Annotated in this window: 22 protein-coding genes; 18 read left to right on the top strand and 4 right to left on the bottom strand. The window is 32.8% G+C overall.

The genetic code is table 11. The features are described 5' to 3' along the window. Positions 1-116: 116 nt before the first annotated feature. Complete coding sequence (locus DN408_RS25680; protein ID WP_002126988.1) at positions 117-1067, bottom strand: metal ABC transporter substrate-binding protein; 951 nt, start codon at positions 1065-1067, stop codon at positions 117-119. A gap of 197 nt (positions 1068-1264) precedes the next feature. On the opposite strand from DN408_RS25680, the gene DN408_RS25675 reads away from it, so the two are divergent. Further along, positions 1265-1489 (top strand): hypothetical protein, encoded by a 225-nt coding sequence (locus DN408_RS25675; RefSeq protein ID WP_002012427.1) that lies wholly within the window; start codon positions 1265-1267, stop codon positions 1487-1489. Between the two features lie 116 nt (positions 1490-1605). Beyond that, positions 1606-2265 carry an oxidoreductase gene (locus DN408_RS25670; protein WP_003188777.1) on the top strand — a complete coding sequence of 220 codons (660 nt, stop codon included), beginning with the start codon at positions 1606-1608 and terminating at the stop codon, positions 2263-2265. Positions 2266-2417: 152 nt separating this feature from the next. Here the strand turns inward: DN408_RS25670 and DN408_RS25665 are convergent, their stop codons facing one another. Beyond that, positions 2418-2768: a hypothetical protein gene (locus tag DN408_RS25665; RefSeq protein WP_003188779.1), complete on the bottom strand. Its 351-nt coding sequence runs from the start codon at positions 2766-2768 to the stop codon at positions 2418-2420. 245 nt (positions 2769-3013) lie between these two features. Here DN408_RS25665 and DN408_RS25660 point away from each other — a divergent pair, with 245 nt between their 5' ends. The 5 genes from DN408_RS25660 (at position 3014) to DN408_RS25640 (ending at position 8799) form a co-directional block, all read left to right on the top strand. Further along, entirely contained in the window at positions 3014-3736 is a 723-nt protein-coding gene (locus DN408_RS25660) for an MFS transporter (protein WP_235712300.1), read from the top strand. Between the two features lie 552 nt (positions 3737-4288). After that, entirely contained in the window at positions 4289-5056 is a 768-nt protein-coding gene (locus tag DN408_RS25655; RefSeq protein WP_001244390.1) for an ABC transporter ATP-binding protein, read from the top strand. Continuing rightward, positions 5046-7028: an FtsX-like permease family protein gene (locus tag DN408_RS25650; RefSeq protein ID WP_033730279.1), complete on the top strand. Its 1983-nt coding sequence runs from the start codon at positions 5046-5048 to the stop codon at positions 7026-7028. The genes DN408_RS25655 and DN408_RS25650 overlap by 11 nt, the downstream gene beginning before the upstream one ends. An 80-nt stretch (positions 7029-7108) precedes the next feature. Next, positions 7109-7780: a response regulator transcription factor gene (locus tag DN408_RS25645; protein WP_000720526.1), complete on the top strand. Its 672-nt coding sequence runs from the start codon at positions 7109-7111 to the stop codon at positions 7778-7780. After that, positions 7777-8799, top strand: a complete 1023-nt coding sequence (locus DN408_RS25640) for a sensor histidine kinase (RefSeq protein ID WP_078178633.1) — start codon at positions 7777-7779, stop codon at positions 8797-8799. Before DN408_RS25645 ends, DN408_RS25640 begins: the two co-directional genes overlap by 4 nt. Before the next feature lie 798 nt (positions 8800-9597). Here DN408_RS25640 and namA read toward each other — a convergent pair. Next, positions 9598-10653 (bottom strand): NADPH dehydrogenase NamA, encoded by a 1056-nt coding sequence (gene namA / locus DN408_RS25635; RefSeq protein ID WP_078178632.1) that lies wholly within the window; start codon positions 10651-10653, stop codon positions 9598-9600. A gap of 133 nt (positions 10654-10786) precedes the next feature. Here namA and DN408_RS25630 point away from each other — a divergent pair, with 133 nt between their 5' ends. The 6 genes from DN408_RS25630 to DN408_RS25605 all read left to right on the top strand — a co-directional run bounded on the left by DN408_RS25630 (position 10787) and on the right by DN408_RS25605 (position 15654). After that, on the top strand, positions 10787-11239 hold the full coding sequence (locus tag DN408_RS25630) for a methylated-DNA--[protein]-cysteine S-methyltransferase (RefSeq protein ID WP_002031467.1): 453 nt from the start codon (positions 10787-10789) through the stop codon (positions 11237-11239). Positions 11240-11264: 25 nt separating this feature from the next. After that, complete coding sequence (locus tag DN408_RS25625) at positions 11265-12263, top strand: DUF2628 domain-containing protein (RefSeq protein WP_078178631.1); 999 nt, start codon at positions 11265-11267, stop codon at positions 12261-12263. Positions 12264-12334: 71 nt separating this feature from the next. Continuing rightward, the gene (locus tag DN408_RS25620) at positions 12335-13996 is read left to right on the top strand and encodes a peptide ABC transporter substrate-binding protein (RefSeq protein ID WP_078178630.1); all 1662 of its coding nucleotides are present in this window, start codon (positions 12335-12337) and stop codon (positions 13994-13996) included. Positions 13997-14054: 58 nt separating this feature from the next. Next, positions 14055-14471, top strand: a complete 417-nt coding sequence (gene fosB / locus DN408_RS25615) for a FosBx1 family fosfomycin resistance bacillithiol transferase (RefSeq protein WP_078178629.1) — start codon at positions 14055-14057, stop codon at positions 14469-14471. Positions 14472-14483: 12 nt separating this feature from the next. Then, positions 14484-15029 (top strand): short-chain dehydrogenase, encoded by a 546-nt coding sequence (locus DN408_RS25610; RefSeq protein WP_002031473.1) that lies wholly within the window; start codon positions 14484-14486, stop codon positions 15027-15029. A gap of 13 nt (positions 15030-15042) precedes the next feature. Continuing rightward, positions 15043-15654 (top strand): phosphoserine phosphatase 1, encoded by a 612-nt coding sequence (locus DN408_RS25605; protein ID WP_002012438.1) that lies wholly within the window; start codon positions 15043-15045, stop codon positions 15652-15654. Positions 15655-15700: 46 nt separating this feature from the next. Here the strand turns inward: DN408_RS25605 and exsB are convergent, their stop codons facing one another. Continuing rightward, a complete protein-coding gene (gene exsB / locus DN408_RS25600) occupies positions 15701-16333 on the bottom strand; it encodes an exosporium protein ExsB (protein ID WP_147740433.1) in 633 nt (210 codons plus the stop codon). A gap of 181 nt (positions 16334-16514) precedes the next feature. On the opposite strand from exsB, the gene cotH reads away from it, so the two are divergent. From cotH to DN408_RS25575, 5 genes are all read left to right on the top strand, one after another. Continuing rightward, positions 16515-17591 (top strand): spore coat protein CotH, encoded by a 1077-nt coding sequence (cotH, locus tag DN408_RS25595; RefSeq protein ID WP_016126799.1) that lies wholly within the window; start codon positions 16515-16517, stop codon positions 17589-17591. Positions 17592-17696: 105 nt separating this feature from the next. Beyond that, a complete protein-coding gene (locus DN408_RS25590; protein WP_002031477.1) occupies positions 17697-18314 on the top strand; it encodes an NUDIX hydrolase N-terminal domain-containing protein in 618 nt (205 codons plus the stop codon). Positions 18315-18418: 104 nt separating this feature from the next. Next, complete coding sequence (uptA, locus tag DN408_RS25585; RefSeq protein ID WP_078178627.1) at positions 18419-19021, top strand: undecaprenyl phosphate transporter UptA; 603 nt, start codon at positions 18419-18421, stop codon at positions 19019-19021. Between the two features lie 96 nt (positions 19022-19117). Beyond that, the gene (locus tag DN408_RS25580) at positions 19118-20497 is read left to right on the top strand and encodes a putative polysaccharide biosynthesis protein (protein WP_002031482.1); all 1380 of its coding nucleotides are present in this window, start codon (positions 19118-19120) and stop codon (positions 20495-20497) included. A 186-nt stretch (positions 20498-20683) separates the two neighbouring features. Further along, complete coding sequence (locus DN408_RS25575; protein WP_000932386.1) at positions 20684-21625, top strand: magnesium transporter CorA family protein; 942 nt, start codon at positions 20684-20686, stop codon at positions 21623-21625. Positions 21626-21809: the final 184 nt, after the last annotated feature.

Here is a 21809-nt window from a genome sequence, read left to right as displayed (position 1 = left end):
TAGTATAGCTTACAAGCTAATATGGATAATTCTACTTGTTATTTCGATCAAGTCAAGGATAAATACATAAAAAGGCAGCTGAATGACATATTCAGCTGCCTAGAAAATATAGTTGATTAGTTTGTTGCTTCTTTTAAAGTATTTACGTTTTCTTCCATTAATGTGAAGTAATCTTTATTGTTCTTTGCATCATCCTCAGAAATAGTAGCAAGGTGATTTAAGCGTAAAATTTTTGTACCTGTTTCTTTTTGAATAACTGATGCTACTTTTGGAGTAGAGAATGTTTCAAATAAAATATATTGTAGACCGTGCTCTTTTACTGTTTTTGTAATGTCAGCAAGCTGTTTTTGAGATGGTTCATCAGATGCTGAAATTCCAGCGATTGGAATTTGTTTCAAACCGTATCGTTGTTCCCAGTAGCCGTAAGCTGCGTGTGAAACTAATATTTCTTTCGTTTTTGCATTTGCAACAACTGCTTTAAATTGATCATCTAAATCAGTGAATTTTGTTTGTAGTGCTGCAAAGTTTTTTTCGAACTCTTTTTTATGTTCAGGCTGTAATTCTACAAGTGCATTTTTAATTTTTTCTGCTTGTTTCATCGCAAGAGTAGGATCTATCCAAACGTGTGGGTCTTTATCGTGATGATGTTCATCTTCTTTATGACCGTCTCCATGATCGTGCTGCTCTTCTTCAGATGAAGCACGAAGTTCGATATCTTTAGATGCATTTACAATTTTTACGTTTTCTTTTTTTAATGATTTTTCCATTTTTTCGGCAAATGGTTCTAATTCTGCGCCGTTATAAACAAATAAATCGGCTTTCGCCACTTGTACAGTCTGCTTTTGACTTGGTTCAAATGTATGAGAATCCGCACCAGGTGGGTAAATTGTTTCTACATTTACATAATCACCACCGATTTTTTTTGCAAAGTCAGCGAGTGGGAAAATGGTTGTATAAACAGAAAGTTTCCCATCTTTTTTCGCTGCACCTTCTTTGTTGTTAGAACATCCAGCAAAGATGAGTGTGAAAATAAGTATAAATGAAAATAGAGCTAATTTTTTAGGCATATAATTCTCCTCTTTTCTTTTTTACAATTATATTTTCTCCAAATATAAGAAGAAAATATCGTTTTAATACAAAACGGAATAATTACGTTTTAGTTTGCGAACCTAGTATAATACATCTTTATGAAAGTTGCAATAAATAATAATCATTACGATTTGATTTTGTAATAAATCTGTCAAAAAGAAAGGTATTAATTTTTATGATTGGTGCATATGTGACAATGTTACTTTCATATATTGGGAGGGAGCAGAAAAAAGGGGATGAGCGCTTGGGTTACTTCATGGAAGCTATCTTATTAATACTTGCGGTTGTTTTGCCATTATCTTTTGTTTTAATTTTTTTAAGAAGACTAATAAGTAATTTAGGGGATGCTACAACAATTACAAAATTGCCAGCGGAAGAAAAAGAAGAGAAAAAAGAGTAAGTAAAGCACTATGCATACGCATAGTGCTTTACTTATGGTAAAATGGGAGAACGGAAACTCCTGTTAGCGACGATTAGCTATAGGAGAGAATAGTAAATAAAGAGGTATACACATATATGAATAAGCGAACAGCGTTAGTACTTGGCGCAAGTGGGTTAGTTGGACAAGAAATAACGCGACTATTACTTGACTCAGATTACTACGATTCGGTTACTATTTTTGTAAGGGAACCATTACAATTACAGCATGAGAAATTGCAACAGAAACAGGTGGATTTTTCAGTATTAGAGGAATACAAAGAATTTTTTGCAGTAGATGATGTTTTTAGTTGCTTAGGAACAACGATAAAAAAAGCGAAGTCGAAGTCGAATTTTAAAAAAGTAGATTATGAATATACATTACGAGCTGCCTGCTTAGCTGAAAAACAAGGCGTGCAAAATTTTCTTGTTATTTCATCAATGGGAGCAAAACCTAAATCATTTTTCTTTTACTCGCAAGTGAAGGGGAAAATGGAAGAGGAGCTGAAAAAGCTAGTTATTGGTGGCATACATATTTTCAGGCCGTCATTATTAGTTGGAAATCGACAAGAATATCGTTTTGGGGAAAGAATGGCTGAGAAATTATCTCGTATTCTTCCGTTTATATTTAAAGGGGCTTTTAAAAAGTATAAACCAATTTCAGCTAAAGATGTGGCGAAAGGAATGTATATAACAGCGCTACGTGAAGAATCGGGTATTCATATTTATAATTCAAATGAAATTACAACGATAGAATAAATAAAACCGAGAAGAATGACTTTTACTGAAAGACAAAGGAAATAGAGTTTTAGGCTTGGATTAACAGTAAATACACGTTGTTTAACACTTATACTAAAATGAAAGAGGAGTGGGGAATCCACTCCTTTTATCACGACAATTTTATTCCACTTTTATCCCTCATACGTCTCAAATAACCTTTTCAAATACGCCTGATTTCCTTTCGTGATATACTGCTCAGTTTCTATTAAACGCGTTGCTAATTCGGACTTCGTTAGACGCATATACTGTCTGTAAACATTCTTTAAATTCCTGTCAGACTTTAATTGTTCAAACTCGTGAAAAGCATGTTTTTCATTTTGTCGATAGGGAAGGTGCTTTTCGATCTCTTTTTGTTTTTTCTTATAACTCTTACTCTTTTCTTTATAATACGCATAGATTTTTTCATGATTTCTTATAGTATTAAAATGAATCCCTTGGCCTTGTTCATCGAGTTCTTTTGTCTTTTTAGATACATTGTGCAAGGTAACTTCTTTGCCCTCCGCAAGAAGGGCGTCTATTGCTTTTTTACCTAGTTCGAAGGAGGTAATCCTTCGTTTTTCGTAATCACACTCTAAACCATTTTTATGGTTTTTTTTATTTTCATTACTTCCAAATTAAAACCTTTTTCCCCGTAAAATCCCTTCGTTTTTTCTGCCCATTCTAGATAGTTTAGTAATTCATGCTTTTGTTCTGGTTCGGGTATTTTAGTGCTACGGGTAAAGAAGGCTTGGATTCCACAGTAGTTATTGTTAGTTTAATTGCAGGGGTTTTAGGAATTGCAGCTTTTGTCATTCGTCAAAACTTCTTAGAAAAACCAATTTTAAACTTTAAGATCTTCCTAAACCCTAAATATACATTATCTATTTTCGTGCTAATTACAACTATCTTTGCAATGTATTCGGTGATGATTTCTGTACCGTTATTTTTGCAGAACATTCAAGGCATGACAGCATTAAAATCAGGATTAATTATGCTTCCAGGTGCGATGATTATGGGATTATTAGCACCAATTAACGGTAAGTTATTTGATTGTTTTGGAATTCGTCCAATTATCCTAATCGGTTTTCCTTTAATGATTGTGGCATCTGTAATTTTAGGGAATCTAGGACTAGAAACCGCTTCGTGGGTTATTTGTTTAACGTATGCTATTCGTTTAATTGGCGTGGGGATGGTTCAAATGTCTCTTCAAACAAATGCACTCAATGCATTAAAGCAAGAAGAAGTATCACATGGTACTGCGATGAACAGTACGTTAGGGCAAACAGTTGGAGCAATAACTTCAAGTCTTATTGTCACGTTGATATCGAATCGTACACAGTTTCATGGTACAGAAATGTTAAAAGAACATAAATCTGAGATGATCGGAATGTCAGCTGATGCGATTCAAAAGCTGAAAAAAACAATTTCAATAGATGCCTTTATTGCTGGGAACAATGACACTTTCTTATAATCAATTGTGGTTGCGGTAATTGGTTTAGGATTGGGATTATGCTTAAAAAGCAAAAAAAGATGGGGGTTTCTAAATAAAATTTGAACTTTAAGATTAGGTTAGATTAGAAATGGATAATTGGTCCTTTGATCTAAAATGTTTTTTTGGGAGAAAATTAATGATATTTTATTATTAGTAAAGTTCTTTCTCTAATATGTTTGCCAAACGTAGATAAAGTATGTTTAATCAATATTTGGAATGAAAACTCTAGATTTTCTATGTAACATAGAAAATTTAGAGTTTTTTATTACCTATAATTACATAAGTCTTATCGTTTTTGCACCAGAACCGATACCCCTACATTTATCTGCCTCTTTGGTAAGGCATCGAATAATCCTTACTTATACCATCGTGATTTCTGATAACTTACATGTAGAGGTATCACTCAATATAACAAAAATGTAATGTTAATGAAATGTAATTCCATCGATACTATAAATGAAATTATATAAAATGAATTACATAAATGAATGAGAGTTAAAGAATTTTTATAATGAAAAAGGAGAAGTATTAATGCGAAATATATTAAATGTAGAAAAAATTGAAAAATATTATGGTAATAAAGATAATGTAACAAAGGCTATAGATAATATTAGTTTTAAGGTAGATGAGGGAGAATTTGTTGGGATAATGGGGCCTTCAGGAAGTGGCAAAACTACATTACTTAACTGTATATCAACTATTGATAATGTTACTACGGGAAAAATAATGATAAATAATAGTGACATTACTCGGTTAAAATCAAAGTCACTAGATAAGTTTAGAAAAAATGAATTAGGGTTTATATTTCAGGACTTTAATTTATTAGATACCCTTACTGCTTATGAAAATATTGCCCTAGCGTTAACAATAAAAGGTGAGAAAAGTTCAAAAATTGATGGGAAAATACAAGCAGTTGCAAAATATTTAGACATTGAACAAGTATTAAGCAAATACCCTTATCAAATGTCAGGCGGACAAAAACAAAGGGTTGGTTCGGCAAGAGCTATCGTAACAGATCCATCTTTAGTACTTGCAGATGAACCAACAGGATCGTTAGATTCTAAATCAGCTAGATTATTACTCGAAAGATTTGAAAGTCTAAATAAGGATTTAAAAGCTACAATACTTATGGTTACTCATGATGCATTTACAGCAAGCTATGCTCGTAGAATTCTTTTTATTAAAGATGGAAAAATATTTATCGAGTTGGTAAGAGGGAATGATTCCAGAAAAGAATTCTTTACTAAAATTATCGAAGTTATAACCCTTCTTGGAGGTGACGATAATAATGTACTCTAAGATTGCTATTGGGAATGTAAAGAAAAGTTTTAAAGATTATGCAATATATTTCTTAACACTAACACTGGCTGTTTGTATATTTTATAGCTTTAACTCAATAGAATCACAAAAGGCACTTATGGAAATTAACGCTTCAGATAGAAAGTATGTGCCTACAGTAATGAACGCTATCTCAAATGTGTCAGTATTTGTATCCGTAATATTAGGTGGTTTAATATTGTATGCAAATAATTTCTTAATTAAAAAACGTAAAAAAGAATTAGGAATATACATGACTTTAGGTATGGGAAGAAGAAACATATCCAGAATATTAGTAACAGAGACATTTCTAGTTGGCGTTATATCTTTAGTGAGTGGACTTATAATAGGTATTGGAGTATCGCAGGGGTTATCTACATTTGCATTAAAGCTATTTGACTTGCCCATCAATAAATATAAATTTGCAATTTCAACAGGTGCTATAGGTAAAAGCGTATTATACTTTGGAATCATGTTTTTACTTGTTATGTTATTTAATGTATATGTTGTTTCTAAATACAAAATAATTGATTTGTTAACAGCAGGTAGAAAAAGCGAAGATGTAAAATTTAGAAATCCTCTTATCTATGTAATCACATTTATTATGTGTGTAGCATCACTTGGATATGCATATGTGACTGTACTAAAAATCGGATTGAATTTTACTAATCCTATGCTCGTGGTATCAATCATTCTTGGCATATTAGGTACATTGCTGTTTTTCTTTAGTTTATCTGGATTTATATTATATGTTGTAAAGAAGAATAAAAAAGTCTATTTTAAAGGTTTAAATATATTTATCATCAAACAAATAAATAGTAAGGTTAATACAAATTTTATATCCATGTCTGTAATCTGTTTAATGTTATTCCTTACAATGGTGGCTTTATCTACAGGAATCAGCTTTAACAGAATGATGGACGCCACAACGAAAGAAATAACACCATTTGATGCCAGTATTACGTTGGAGAATAAGGATGAAAGTTACACTATAGAAGAAGTATTAAATAAAGCTAATTTTAAAATAAGTAATAACGAAAAATATGTATCTTATAATGTATATCGAACAGGGATGGAAGTGGTGGACTTTGTACCAGAAGGTAAAGATTATAATAACGATATAGATTTCATTAAAGTATCTGATTATAATAAAATTTTAAATCTTAAAGGTGAAAAGGAAATCACTTTAAATAACAATGAAATTTTACTTTTATCAAATGAAAGCCGGTTGGCTAATTCGACAAATGAAAGATTAAAAAATAGCAATAAGGTGAATATTAAAGAAAAAGAATATTTGGTAAAAAACGCTAAAGTTATACAAGAGAATCTTTACACTTATGATGTGCGAACTAATTACTTCACAATCGTTATAAATGATGAGTTTTTATCAGGCTACAAAATTACTGAATCCGTACTTAATGTAAATTATTTAGATGGAAATAGAGAAGAATATAATAAAAAATATGATAACGTTGCACGGGGCTTTTATGACGAAAATGGCCCGAAATTAAATATTAATCGTATAGCAGGCAAATCAAAGGATGAAGTTTGTGCAGGAAGTAAGGGATTGAAAACTATCGTACTGTTTATTGGGATATATATAGGTATTGTATTTTTAATAACGAGTATGGCTGTATTAGCTCTTCAACAATTATCAGAAGCCAGTGATAGCATAGATCGATATAAATCTTTGAAGAGAATTGGTTCAAACGGAACAATGATCGACAAAACGATTTTCATTCAAACTTTCGTATACTTTAGTCTTCCAGTTTTTCTTGCCATAATTCATTCTATAGTTGGAATTTATGTAGTCAATTATTATATTAACAGATTTCAACAAACAGACATTATTTTACCAGCATTGATGACGGGCTTAGTATTTCTTGTAGTTTATGTAGTATATTTCTACACGACATATGTCGGTTATAAAAATATTGTAAAAAGTAATACTTGATTTTATAATGCTTATTAGGGCTATTACACTTTGTTTCTCAAGATGTAATAGCCTTATATTCTGTATAGGAGGGAAAAGTCATGAAAAAAATCATTCTGATTGAAGATGATGAAATCATCAGAGAAGAATTACAACATTTTTTTATAAAGTATGGATATGAAGTAAAGGCTCCCACAGATTTTAATCATATTATCAAACATATAGAAAGTGAGAATGTAGACCTTATATTACTAGACATAAATCTTCCTGTGTTCGATGGCTATTATATATGCAGAGAAATACGTAAAACTTCAGATGTTCCAATCATCATGGTTACAAGCAGAGATAGTGATGTAGATGAACTAATAAGTATGAATTTAGGAGCAGATGATTTTATAACAAAGCCTTATAATACAGAAATACTATTAGCAAGAGTAACAAACATTTTAAGAAGGACATCTGGAGATTTAAAGACGAATCATATCTTAATTTATAGAGATTTTAATTTAAATCTCTCAAATGCAACAGTTACTTATCAAGACAAGTCTGTAGAGTTAACTAAAAATGAAGTTAAAATACTCTCATGCTTAATAAATAATCGCGGATATATTGTAAAAAGAGATTCACTCATAGAAACCTTATGGAAATCTGATTATTTTGTGGATGATAGCACCTTAACTGTTAATATAAATAGATTAAGAAAAAAGCTTGAAGAGATAGGTATAGAAAATCCAATTGCAACAAGAAGAAGCTTAGGGTATATAATGCCATGAATATAGGTGAATTTATTAAAGATAAAATGGTAGTAATACTATCTAATGTACTGGTATTTATTATACTAGCAGGTATATTGCTGACTGTGAATGTTCAGTTCATTATAATATTTTTTGTCTTTTGTATTTGGTTTTTTCCATTGATTATATATATGGCTATAGAATTTATAAAATGTAAAAATTATTATAATGAGATTAATGGCATATTAGAAAACTTGGAGAAAAAATACCTACTTCCAGAGGTAGTAAAGGAATCAAACTTTATACATGGGGAAAAGCTTAACGCTATACTGAAAGAAGTAAGTAGAGATATGCATGAAAATGTAAAATATTATAGCGATATGCAATCGGATTATAGGGAATATATAGAAACATGGGTACATGAAATTAAGACGCCGATAGCTTCTACAAAGCTAATAATTGAAAATAATCAAAATGAAGTAACTAATAAAATAGACTCACAATTGGATCGAATCGAAGGGTTTGTAGAACAGGTGCTGTATTATTCTCGAAGCAATAATGCCGGTAAGGACTATATTATAAAACCAATCAACCTTGATGATGTAGTAAGAACTGTAATTAAAAGAAATTATAGAGATTTTATTCATAAGAGAATAAAATTAGATATGAAAAATATTAATGAAATCGTATATAGTGATAAAAAATGGGTTGAATTTATTGTTAATCAAATATTAGGAAATTCCATAAAGTACTCAAATAACAAGGAACAAATGATACGTATATACTCAATTAAGAAAGCTAACTCAGTAATACTAACTATAGAGGATAATGGAGTAGGGATAATAACTAAAGATATAAATAGAGTTTTTGAAAAAGGATTTACTGGAGAGAATGGAAGGAGATTTAGCAAAAGTACAGGAATGGGTTTGTACCTATGCGAAAAACTGTGCTCAAAATTAGGAATGAAAATTGGCATTGAATCTGAAGTGAATAAAGGAACTAGAGTTACATTAATATTTCCGTTGTCAGGTATGGTAACTTTTGAGCCTTGTTTATAAAAGCGATGCTGCCATCTTTCCACGAATTTAGTATGAAACTTATAAATAAATTTAAAACGGTATGAAAAGAGTAGAAATTCTCTTCATACCGTTTGTATTATTTAGCCATTTAACATATTGGTATATTTAATTGTGAATCGGATGGATGTTAATCTGGATTAGTCATTACTATTTTTGATGTCCACTAATACTTAACGTAAGATTTGGTTCGGTTGCTACACAGACCTCGTAAGCGAGAAATTGTACACTATATAAAACAGTAAAATAAATATCCGATCCCTTAGCGTACAAGGAATTGGATATTTTGTGTCTAAATTGTGTCCAAACGTATATTGCAATTAAAGCAAGTATGAATAATTTCAAGTGTTGTTTTATTATGTATTAATTTCAATTTTTTAAGGGCTAATTTAATCAAACTTTATTTTTAAGCTACAACGGTTGCGTTACTTGAAGGGAAATAACCTAAGTTGTTTCTATTTCTCTATTTTATTATTCCACTATAAAGCGCTTTTCTTTAATAAGGTGGCATCTTTTTACATGGATAACACTTTTAAGAGATTGAATTTATTTAGGTGAAAAAAATTGTGAAGTATTGTACTTAAAGTAAAGAGGGCAGTTTTAAAAGAAAGGATATAACATATTTATTGACTTAATGAATGTAGTGATAAATGAGTGATAAAAAACATAAAAAATAGGTGTATCAAGCAAAGTGTTGATACACCTTAAAACTACATTGTTAAACAACATGTGTTGTCGTGTAGTATATCTTATATATCTTTAATTATTTTAGATTCAGTATTACATATTCTTCTCGGTTTTATTTATTAGTTTTAATTTCCCGGGTGCTCGCCCGTATTGATATGGTTCTTTTAATTCAAAGCCAAGTTCATTGGCGGCTATTCTTGGGAAGTATGGATTACGAAGTAACTCGCGTCCGATAAAAATTAAATCTGCTTCGCTATTATTTAAAATTTGCTCCGCTTGTAATCCAGTCGTAATTAATCCAACTGCACCTGTTGCAATGTTAGCATTCTCTTTAATGTGTTTGGCATATTGCACTTGATAACCTGGATATACATCAATATGAGCTGGGACAACTGCACCAGAGCTACAATCGATTAAATCTACCCCTTGTTCTTTCATCCATCCTGTATACTGCACATAATCTTGAACTGTTAACCCGTCAGGATGATAATCATTTGCTGAAATACGAACAAATAACGGTCCGTTCCAAACTTCATTTACAGAGTCAATGATTTCGCGTAAGAAACGATAGCGATTTTCAGGTGAACCCCCGTATTCATCAGTCCGCTTATTTGCAAGCGGAGAAAGAAATTCATTAATAAGATAACCGTGAGCACCATGTAATTCAATAACGTCAAATCCCGCTTGTTTTGAACGTAACGCAGCTTTTTGAAAAGCTAATACGGTGTCTTTAATTTGTTGCTTACTCATTTCCACGGGTATTTTCATTCCATCGTTAAACGGAATTGCTGAAGGAGCTAAAGCGTCCGTTTCTAATTCAGCCTTTCTTCCGGCATGAGCGAGTTGAATGGCAGCTTTTGCGCCGTTATCATGTATAAATGCTGTCGTCTTATGTAAGCCTTCAATTAGATTATCATCCCAAATGCCTAAGTCTTTGTTAGAAATACGTCCTTCAGGTAACACAGCTGTTGCTTCAATCATAACTAAGCCTACTTGGCCAGCAGCCCTGGTTCCATAATGAATGAGATGAAAATTGGTTACTCGGCCATCCTCATTCTCTGATGAATACATACACATAGGCGACATAACGATACGGTTTTTTAGCGTAACGTCCTTAATTGTATAAGGTGAAAAAAGTTGAAGCTCCATCAAATATCCCCCTTGATTGAATTTTCTTACATTGTATCATCCTCTTTTTTGTTTCCCTAATAAAACGCTTATACGAAAAATTTCGTCTATTCGTGTTACAATGGCTAATATGAATTGAATTGGAGGATGACATATGTATCAGGCTTATTATGAAAGTGAATTAGGTTTGCTGGAAATTACAGCGAATACGAAAGGGATTACGTCTGTTATATTTGTTGAAGAAAGAAAAGAAGAACATAAAAATGAACTTGTTGAACAATGTATAAATGAATTAGATGAATACTTTGAAGGAAAAAGAAAAGAGTTTACAGTTCCATTGTCTGCTGAAGGAACACCATTCCAAAAGAATGTATGGGAAGCACTTTACACCGTACCATATGGCGTAAGTGCTTCATATTTAGATATTGCAGATAAGGTTGGGAATACGAAAGCTGTACGAGCGATAGGAGGGGCAAATAGCCGGAATCCAATTTCAATTATCGTTCCATGTCATCGTGTAATAGGAAAGAGTGGAAAACTTGTTGGGTATGCAGGTGGTTTATGGAGGAAAGAGTGGTTATTGAAGCATGAAGGCATATTAAAATGAAGTATGGATGGAAAGAGGGATTGTTTTGAAATGTATAAATTGTGGGCGACCTTGTATTAATGATCAGTTGAATTGTGCAAATTGTCAACGGAACTTGCATAATAAACAAGGTGAAGAAAGCTCGCTAATAGACAAAGAATTAGAAGTATATGTAGGGAGACAATATCCATATTACAAAAGAAAATGGGAGCTTGAGAATAAGCGAATTGCTAGGTGGAGCTGGAATGGTTTGGCTGCTATTTTCAATGTAGGTTGGCTTGGATATCGTAAGTATTATTTACCTGCTGCTTTATTTATACTTTTATTAGTAGCATGTGATGCATTTTCTTATTATATGGGGTTCAACGTAGCGTTGCCAATCATTAATATGGTGCCTCTTACGTTTTTATTACTCATTTTCATTCTATTTGGGATGGGGATTTTTGCAAATGGATTATATTATCAATTTGCAGAAAGGCGTATATATCGAATAAAAGCACGGGGAATTAAAGATGAATCGGTTGAAAATTATCTGATTCATGATAGTGGTGGAACGAGTAAAATGGGAGCAACAATCGTTACTATTTTAGCAGTTGCTAGTATTTTTTTCAGTCATTTCTTTTTTCCGACTGATCGAGATATTATACAAAAAGTACGTACAAGTTCGCTTTATGAATATCCGTTCTTTTCGATTGGTGAATCGTTTGAAAGCTATTTTCAAAATTCAGGGTGGATATATTATCGTGGTTCGGAAGGTATGGAATTAGTAGAATTTCAAGGATACAGCCCAGGGATGCCAAGACAAAAAGTTACAATTCAATTTATTGTTGATTATAAATTGAGTGAAATTGAGCCATATTCCCTTACGATTAACGGTGAATCTAAAAATGAAGAAGAGTTTTTGAAGATAATGGAGGAAATATTTAAAGTTCAAAATCCATTTGATATAGAGGATGGCTTACAAGTAAATGCTATTCAACAAAGCGGAGGGAAAGCAATTTCTGACCGCTTTTTTTCTTTTTATGAAAATAAATATTTAAAATAATCAGAATTTTTTGTATAATAAAATATATTATACAAGTTTTAACTTATACATATAGATTGGGGGAAGGAAGAATGAAGAGAAAGACAACAACAATTGCTGCACTTGCGTTATCGACTAGTGTACTGGTTGCGGGATGTGGGAATGGGGAGAAGGCTTCGACAACGAAGAAAGAATCAAGTAAGGGAATGGCAGATAAACAAGTTTTAAATTTGCTAGAAACAGCTGAAATTCCGTCAATGGATACATCTAAATCAACAGATTCTGTATCTTTCCGTGTATTTGTAAATGCAATGGAAGGATTATATCGTCTAGATAAAGATAATAAACCAACTCCAGGTATGGCCAAAGACGTGAAGATTAGTGAAGATAAAAAGACATATACATTTGAATTACGTGATGCAAAATGGTCAAATGGTGATCCAGTTCGAGCACAAGATTTTGTATATGCATGGCAACGTACATTAGATAAAGCAATAGCAGCAGAATATGCATTTATTTTATTTGATGTGAAAAATGCACAGAAAGTAAATAAAGGAGAAGTACCGTCGGATCAATTAGGTGTTAAAGCGAAGGATGATAAAACGTTGGTAGTAGAATTAGAGCAACCAGCACCTTATTTCCTTGAGCTTACTTCGTTCCCTACATTCTTCCCATTAAATGAAAAGTATGTAAAAGGACAAGGGGATAAATACGGATTAGAAGCAGATAAATTATTGTACAATGGACCATTTACAATGAGTGAATGGAAACATGAACAAAGTTACCAGTTAAAGAAAAACCCAAATTATTGGGATAAAGATGCTGTAAAATTACAAGAAATTAATGTGGGTATAGTAAAAGAGACAAGTACTGGGGTAAATTTATATGATAGTGATCAAGCAGACCGTGTCATTTTAAGTTCTGAGTTTGTAGACAAATATAAAAAGAATAAACCAGATGAATTTAAAACGAAGCTAGACCCACGTATGTATTTCCTACGTTTTAATCAAAAAAATGCAACGTTTAAAAATCAAAAGGTTCGTGAGGCGATTGATTTAGCGTACGATAAAAAAGGAATTGCGGATGTAATTTTGAATGATGGATCATTGCCAGCGTATTTCTTAGTACCTGAAAAGTTTACGACAGGACCAGATGGAAAAGACTTCCGTACTGTAAATAAAAATTTCCGTGACAGTAAAGATAATGCTGCGAAAGCAAAAAAACTGTGGGAAGAAGCGAAGAAAGAACTTGGTCAAGATACAATTACAGTAGAATTACTAAATGATGATAACGGTAGTCGTAAAAAAGTGGGCGACTTTATTAAAGAAGAATTAGAGAAAAACTTACCTGGTATTAAAGTGAATTTGAAGCAACAACCATATAAGCAGAAGTTAGATTTAGAAAAGAAATTTGAATATGAATTCTCATTATCTGCATGGAGTCCAGATTATCCAGACCCAATGACATATATTGATATGTTCGTTACTGGAAGCTCATTTAATGAAATGGATTATTCAAATCCGAAGTACGATGATTTAGTAGCAAAATCAAAAGGAGAACTACTAAAAGATGACGCAGCACGCTGGAAAGCACTTGCAGAAGCTGAAAAAATCTTAATTGGTCAAGATACTGCAATCTCTCCTACGTACCAACAAAGTACGGCTTACTTAGAGAAGACGTATGTAAATGGTATCGCTAACCATACGTTTGGTGGAGACTTCAGTTATAAATGGGCATATATTACAAAGAAATAGTATAATAAAAGATGAGTGAATTTTCGCTCATCTTTTATTTGTATAGGAGGAATTAGAGTTGTTAAAGGGAATCAATCATCTTTGTTTTTCAGTGTCCAATTTAGAAAACTCTATTACATTTTACGAGAAAGTATTGGAAGGAGAATTATTAGTCAAGGGGAGAAAACTTGCATATTTTAATATATGTGGAGTATGGATAGCGCTTAATGAAGAAACACATATTCCGAGAAAGGAGATTCATCAATCTTATACGCACCTCGCATTTTCTGTTGAACAAAAAGATTTTGAATGCCTGTTACATCGGTTAGAAGAAAATAATGTTCATATTTTACAAGGAAGAGAACGTAATGTGAGAGATTGTAGGTCTATATATTTTGTTGATCCTGACGGTCACAAGTTCGAGTTTCATTCAGGGACACTGCAAGACCGTCTAAATTATTATAGGGAAGAAAAACCTCATATGACATTTTACTAAGGGGGGAAGAAGTTGCATGCACTTGTAATTGGTGGAACAGGAATGTTAAAGAAAGTTTCTATGTGGCTTTGTGATCAAGGATTTCGTGTGTCTGTTATTGGACGAGATGAAGTGAAATTAGAAAATGTTAAGCAAGCTAGTTCGGCACCAGAAAATATTACATGTCTTCCTTTAGATTATCAAAATGACGATGGTCTAAAGCGATCTATTACAAATACAATTGAACAGAATGGTCCAATTACATTAGTAGTTGCATGGGTACATTCGAGTGCTAAGCATGCATTACGACTCATTTGTAATGAAGTTGAATTGTCATCGGAAAAGTATAGTTTATTTCATATATTAGGTAGTAGTGCATCGCGTACGAAGTCACAAAAAATAGGTGGGACATTATGTAGTTATTATAGAATTATATTAGGGTTTATTTTAGAAGATACATATGCAAGATGGCTTACTCATGAAGAGATTGCTGACGGAGTTATAAAAGGAATTGAAAGTAAATGCACAGAATGGATTGTAGGGAGAGTAGAGCCGTGGGAATCGCGGCCAAAATGGTAAGGGGGCATGTGAAATGAAGACAACGGTATATGTAACAAGGCACGGTGAAACAGAATGGAATGTAGCAGGGCGGATGCAAGGACGGAAAAATTCAGCATTAACAGAGAATGGTATGATACAAGCGAAACAATTAGGGGAGCGTATGAAGGATTTACCACTCCATGCCATATATAGTAGTCCAAGCGAAAGAACGCTTCATACTGCTGAATTGATTAAAGGGGAACGCGATCTTCCAATTATAGAAGATGAACGTTTCTATGAAATAAACATGGGGATATGGGAAGGGCAAACAATTGCTGACTTGGAAATGCAATATCCAGAAGAAGTACATTTATTTTGGAATGAACCACATCTTTTTCAGTCAACATCAGGGGAAAACTTTGCGGCCGTTCATAAAAGAGTAATTGAAGGGATACACTTTCTTTTAGAAAAGCATAAAGGAGAAAATATTTTAATAGTTACTCATGCTGCAGCAGCGAAATTACTCGTAGGGCATTTTGCAGGTTTTGAAATTGAACATGTATGGGAAGAGCCATTTATGCATAGCGCGAGTCTTAGTGTGATTGAATTTGATGAAAACCGTGGTAAAGTAAAACAATTTGCAGATATAAGTCATTTTCAGTAAACGTAAAAAAGGTCGCAAAGCGACCTTTTTTGGTGGACATAAAAAACTAGCAATTACGTTTTTTATACCAGAAGTGATCGAATTTCTTATTTTTGCAAGATGGGAATTTATGTCCGCCTTTGCAATCATTCCATTTGTGCCCGTCATCGTGACAGTCTTTACCATGATCACAATCATCATCGCAAGAGCTACCGTGTCCGTGAGGGAAGAATTCGCATTTTTTACAGAAACTTCGTTTTGTCCAGAAAAATTTCTTTTCAAAGCGTATGCATTTTGTAACGAACGTACAATGTTTTCTGCGAGTACGTTTTGTAACTAAAACGCATTCTTTTCTACGAGTAACTTTTGTAACGAACGTCCATTTTTGAACGCGCACACGAGTGCATTTCGTAACAAACGTCCATTTTTTAACATGAGTACATTTTGTAACGAAAGTACAATGTTTTACGCGAGTACATCTTGTTCTTGGACATTTACGCCCTGTTGTACATTTACGCCCTGTTGTACATTTACGCCCTGTTGTACATTTACGCCCTGTTGTACATTTACACCCTGTTGTACATTTATGGTGAGAGAATTTATCATCATCGCACTCAAAAGTACTTGGATCTTGGTGTAAGAAATCCTCCATACCAGCACTTTTGATTTCTTCAACAGCTTTTCTAATATCACGTTTCATAGAAATCCTCCTTATCGAGTGTTAAATTGAAAAGGTATTCTTTTTCCTTAACATGATATGAGATTCGACTTCTTTCTGAACAGGACAAGAGTGTAATTTTATATAAATAGATGATAGCGGATGTATGGACAAGACAAGGCGCATACATTGAATGAAGAGAACTGAGAAGGGATGAGAAAATATGCTGCCTTCATATGATTTTTTTGTTCATCCAATGTACTTAGTGGAATTGAAAAAGGACATTTGGTCAGATAGTCCAGTGCCAGCAAAATTAACTTATGGAAAAAAGAAGTATGACATTGATATCGTATACCGAGGGGCTCATATTCGCGAATTTGAGAAAAAATCTTATCATGTTATGTTTTATAAACCGAAAAAATTTCAAGGCGCGAAAGAGTTTCATTTGAATTCTGAGTTTATGGATCCGTCTCTCATACGAAATAAATTATCTTTAGATTTTTTTCATGATATTGGTGTACTTTCGCCAAAATCACAACATGTATTTATAAAAATTAATGGTCAAATTCAAGGTGTGTATTTACAGTTAGAATCAGTTGATGAAAACTTTTTGAAAAATAGAGGGCTACCGAGTGGTTCTATTTATTATGCGATAGATGATGATGCGAATTTTTCGTTAATGAGTGAGCGAGATAAAGATGTTAAGACAGAGCTCTTTGCGGGTTATGAATTTAAATATTCGAATAAAAATAGTGAAGAACAACTGAGTGAATTTGTATTTCAAGCGAATACTTTGTCGAGGGAAGATTATGAAAAAGAAATCGGGAAGTTTCTACATGTAGATAAATATTTACGATGGTTAGCTGGAGTTATTTTTACGCAAAACTTTGATGGCTTCGTTCATAACTATGCACTATATCATAACGATGAGACAAATTTATTTGAAGTGATACCATGGGATTATGATGCGACTTGGGGGCGAGATGTACAAGGGAGACCACTTAATCATGAATATATTCGTATTCAAGGTTATAATACGTTAAGTGCAAGATTGTTAGATATACCTGTATTTAGAAAACAATACCGAAGTATTTTAGAAGAAATATTAGAAGAACAATTTACCGTTTCGTTTATGATGCCGAAAGTAGAAGGTTTGTGTGAATCGATTCGTCCATATTTACTACAAGATCTATATATGAAAGGAAAATTAGAAACATTTGATCAAGAAGCTGATATGATTGATGAATATATAAATAAAAGAAGGAAGTATATACAAGACCACTTACATGAATTGGATTAATTTTGAAAGAGATTGGAACATTATCAATCTCTTTTTTTGTATAATAAAGATGTATCGATTTAATTGACGTAATATTTACTTAATAAAGAATGGAGATGTGGAAACATGACGGTCAAGTGGATTGATTGGGTAAAACAAATACAATCTATAGCTCAAGCGGGTTTAACGTATTCTAAGGATGTATATGATATAGAGCGTTTCCAACAATTACGGGACATTTCAGTTTCAATGATGTCACATTACACAAAGACAGATTGGGAAGTAGTAGAGAATTTATTTGCAAGTGAGACAGGCTATCAAACACCTAAAGTTGATATACGGGCAGTTATTTTTCAAAATGAAAAACTATTATTTGTGAAAGAAAAAAGTGATAGGAAATGGGCATTGCCAGGTGGATGGGCTGATGTTGGTTATACGCCAACAGAAGTAGCAGCAAAAGAAGTTTTAGAGGAGACGGGCTATGAAGTAGATGATTTTAAGCTACTCGCTATATTTGATAAAGAAAAACATCAACCATCGCCTTCAGCAACACATGTATATAAAATTTTTATTGGCTGTAAGATTATTGGTGGCGAAAAGAAAACTAGTATTGAAACAGAAGATGTGGAGTTTTTTGATGAGAATGAATTGCCTAATTTATCGATTGCTAGAAATACAGAAGAGCAAATTAAAGAAATGTTTGCCTACATGAAAGAACCTCAAAAAGAAATATTAATAGATTAATAATGCTTATGCCGATGATATTGTTGAAATGAAGATATTGGCAGAATGCAACCTTTATGTAATAATGGGATGGTATGTGAAGAAAAAAGGAGATAGAAAAGAAAATGTTAGCAAACATAATAGATCAGTTATTGCAATTCTTTGCAAGTCTAGGTTACTTTGGAGTAGCACTAGCTTTAATGATTGAAATTATCCCGAGTGAAATTGTACTTTCGTATGCTGGCTTTTTAGTCGCAGATGGTAAAATTAGCTTTTTCGGTGCAGTTATTGCTGGAACAATCGGTGGTACTTTAGCGCAAATCTTTTTATATTGGCTTGGATACTATGGAGGACGTCCAGTTGTAGAGAAATATGGAAAATATCTACTTATTAATAAACACCATTTAGACATAGCAGAAAATTGGTTTAAGCGTTACGGAGCTGGAGTAATATTTTCGGCACGTTTTATCCCAATTGTACGTCATGCAATCTCTATTCCGGCAGGACTAGCTAAGATGCCATTAAAACTTTTCACACTGTATACAGTTGTAGCGATTATTCCATGGTCAATACTATTTATATACTTAGGTGAAAAGCTTGGTGGAAATTGGCGACATATTAAAGAGTATGCATCTGATTACACACATTACATAATTATAGGGGCTGTTCTCTTTGTTGCTCTATACTTCGGTTTAAAGTATTTAAAAAAGAAAAAAGTAGCGCGTTAAAGTCAATGATTTTTCATTGGCTTTTTTTATTGTTTCAGTTCTAAAAAAAAGGAGTTGTCCATAATGTGTAATAATAAAGCGTAGCGGGGGAATGTGATGAAAGGATCACCGTTTTTACGTGGAACGATATTTTTAACGATGGCAACGATGATATCTAAAATGTTAGGGTTTATATATGTTATACCATTTACAGCAATGGTGGGTACGAGTGGGTACGTATTATATACGTATGCATACCGTCCTTATACAATTATGCTTAGTATTGCAACGATGGGATTGCCACTTGCCGTTTCAAAAATGGTTTCAAAATATGATCAACTCAATGATTATCACACTGTTAAGAGAGTGCTAAAGAGTGGTATCGTTTTTATGGTCATTATGGGCGTTATTTCTTGTTTAGCATTATATATGTTAGCACCACATTTAGCTAAACTTGTGATTGATGGAAATGATCAGTCGGGTAATAGTGTGGTAGCTGTCACACACAATATTCAAATTGTAAGTTTTGCGTTAATACTCGTTCCTGTAATGAGCTTGTTACGTGGTTTCTTTCAAGGTTTTCAATCTATGGGACCTTCTGCACTCAGTGTAGTTGTAGAGCAATTTTTTCGGGTCTTAACTATTTTGATAGGAAGCTTTGTCGTTTTATATGTTATAAAAGCTTCTGTTTCGTTGGCAGTTGGTATTTCAACGTTTGGAGCATTTATGGGAGCACTAGGTGGATTAAGTGTTTTAAGTGCGTATTATATAAGAAGGAGAAAACATTTAAAGAAAAAAGAGATTGCCAGTATACCACAAACGACGAAAACTTTTTTTTCGTTGTATAGAGAACTGTTTACATATTCTATTCCTTTCGTTGTAGTAGGATTAGCGATTCCGTTATATCAGACGATTGATACATTTACAATTAATAAGCTACTTATACAAGTAGGATATATGCAAGGAGAAGCAGAAAAGATTAATGCGATTATTGGCCTTGTTCAGATGGTTGTACTTATCCCGGTTTCTGTTGCAACAGCTTTTAGTATGTCCCTTGTACCTGAGATGACGAAAGCTTATACAGCGGGAAATGAGAAGCTACTGTATAAACACTTTACAAGGACAAATTTATTAGTGGTAGGAATTACCGTACCGGCGGCGATTGGAATGATGATTTTAGCAAAACCAGTGTATACTCTTTTATTTGGTGCTGGAAATGATCCGGAGATGGGCAGTATTATTTTGCAGTACTATGCTCCTGCTTGTATACTATTCTCACTATTTACAGTAACCGCTGCCATGTTACAAGGAATTAATCAACAACAGAAAACAGTGCTAGGATTAGTAATCGGAATAACTGTGAAGATCGTTTTAAATATTGTATTGCTACCGTATTTTGATTATGTAAGTTTTATCATTTCAACATACGCTGGCTATACGATTTCAGTCGGCTTTAACTTGTGGATGCTTTCTAAATATGTTATAAAGGCAACATAAGCTTTTTTAAAGGCAGAGAACACTCTGTCTTTTTCTATGTTTACAAGATTTTTCTTAAAAAAACGTTTTCAAAATAATTTTTCTATTGAAATTTAATCGTTTGTTTCATATGCTGAAAATAGCGGTTCAAAAACTGTTGTTTAAGTGAGGTAGATTCCCACATGTAAAAAGAATCGGGGTGATAGTATGTTAAATATTTATTTAACAGACCGAAACGGAAAACTACAAGAGATTGAGGAAATGCAAAAGGGCTGCTGGATTAATGTACTTCATCCAACAGAAGAAGAAATTCAGTATCTAGTACAAACTTTAAATGTAGACTTAGATTTCATTAAAGACCCTTTGGATGATGAAGAACGCTCTCGTATTGAAAAGGAAGACAATAATACTTTAATTATCGTGGATATTCCGACAGTCAGACATGATGAAGAAGGAAATTCAATTTATGACACGATTCCAATAGGTATGATTGTAATGCCAGATTGTTTTGTTACTATTTGCTTAGAAGAAAATCCAATTTTTGAACGCTTTATTAATCAACGTATTAAAGAATTTTATACGTTTAAAAAGACGCGCTTCGCACTTCAGCTCTTATATACAATTTCTACTTATTATTTAAGATACTTAAAGCAAATTAATCGAAAAACAATCGATTTAGAGCACCAATTAAATAAGTCGATGAAAAATAAAGAAATTTTCACATTGCTCGGCCTTGAAAAAAGTTTAGTTTATTTTACAACATCATTAAAGGCAAATAAAATTGTAATTCAAAAATTAATGCGAAACAGTACATTTTTGAAAATGTATGAAGACGATCAAGATTTACTAGAAGATGTATTAATTGAAAATAAGCAGGCTATTGAAATGGCGGAAATATATAGTCACATTTTAAGTGGAATGATGAATACATTTAGTTCGGTTATTTCTAACAATTTAAATAGTGTTATGAAACTGTTGACTTCTATTACAATCATTTTATCATTACCAACGATGGTTTCTAGTTTCTTTGGAATGAATGTAAAGGTTCCGTTTGAAGGGGAAGCACATGGTTTTGTAATTGTACTTATAATATGTGTAACATTATCTTTCACTTTAGCATTTGTTTTTTGGAAGAAACGTTACTTTTAATGATAGGAAAGCTGCGCTAGCATAGTTATAAAACTGTGCTAGCGCAGCTTTTTTTGCTATGAAATCTCAATTTTGGAACAGAATATAACTTGTGAAATGTAATGTGTATGAAGGTTATGAATTCCATATAACTCTTGTTCAAATAATGAAATGGGGTTAAAATTACATATTGTTAATGAAAAGT

It is taken from the genome of Bacillus sp. AR13-1 (genome assembly GCF_008042285.1).
GTDB classification, from domain to species: Bacteria; Bacillota; Bacilli; order Bacillales; family Bacillaceae_G; genus Bacillus_A; species Bacillus_A mycoides.
Note: the sequence above shows the minus strand (reverse complement) of the source record. Positions and strands in the feature narration are given on the sequence as shown.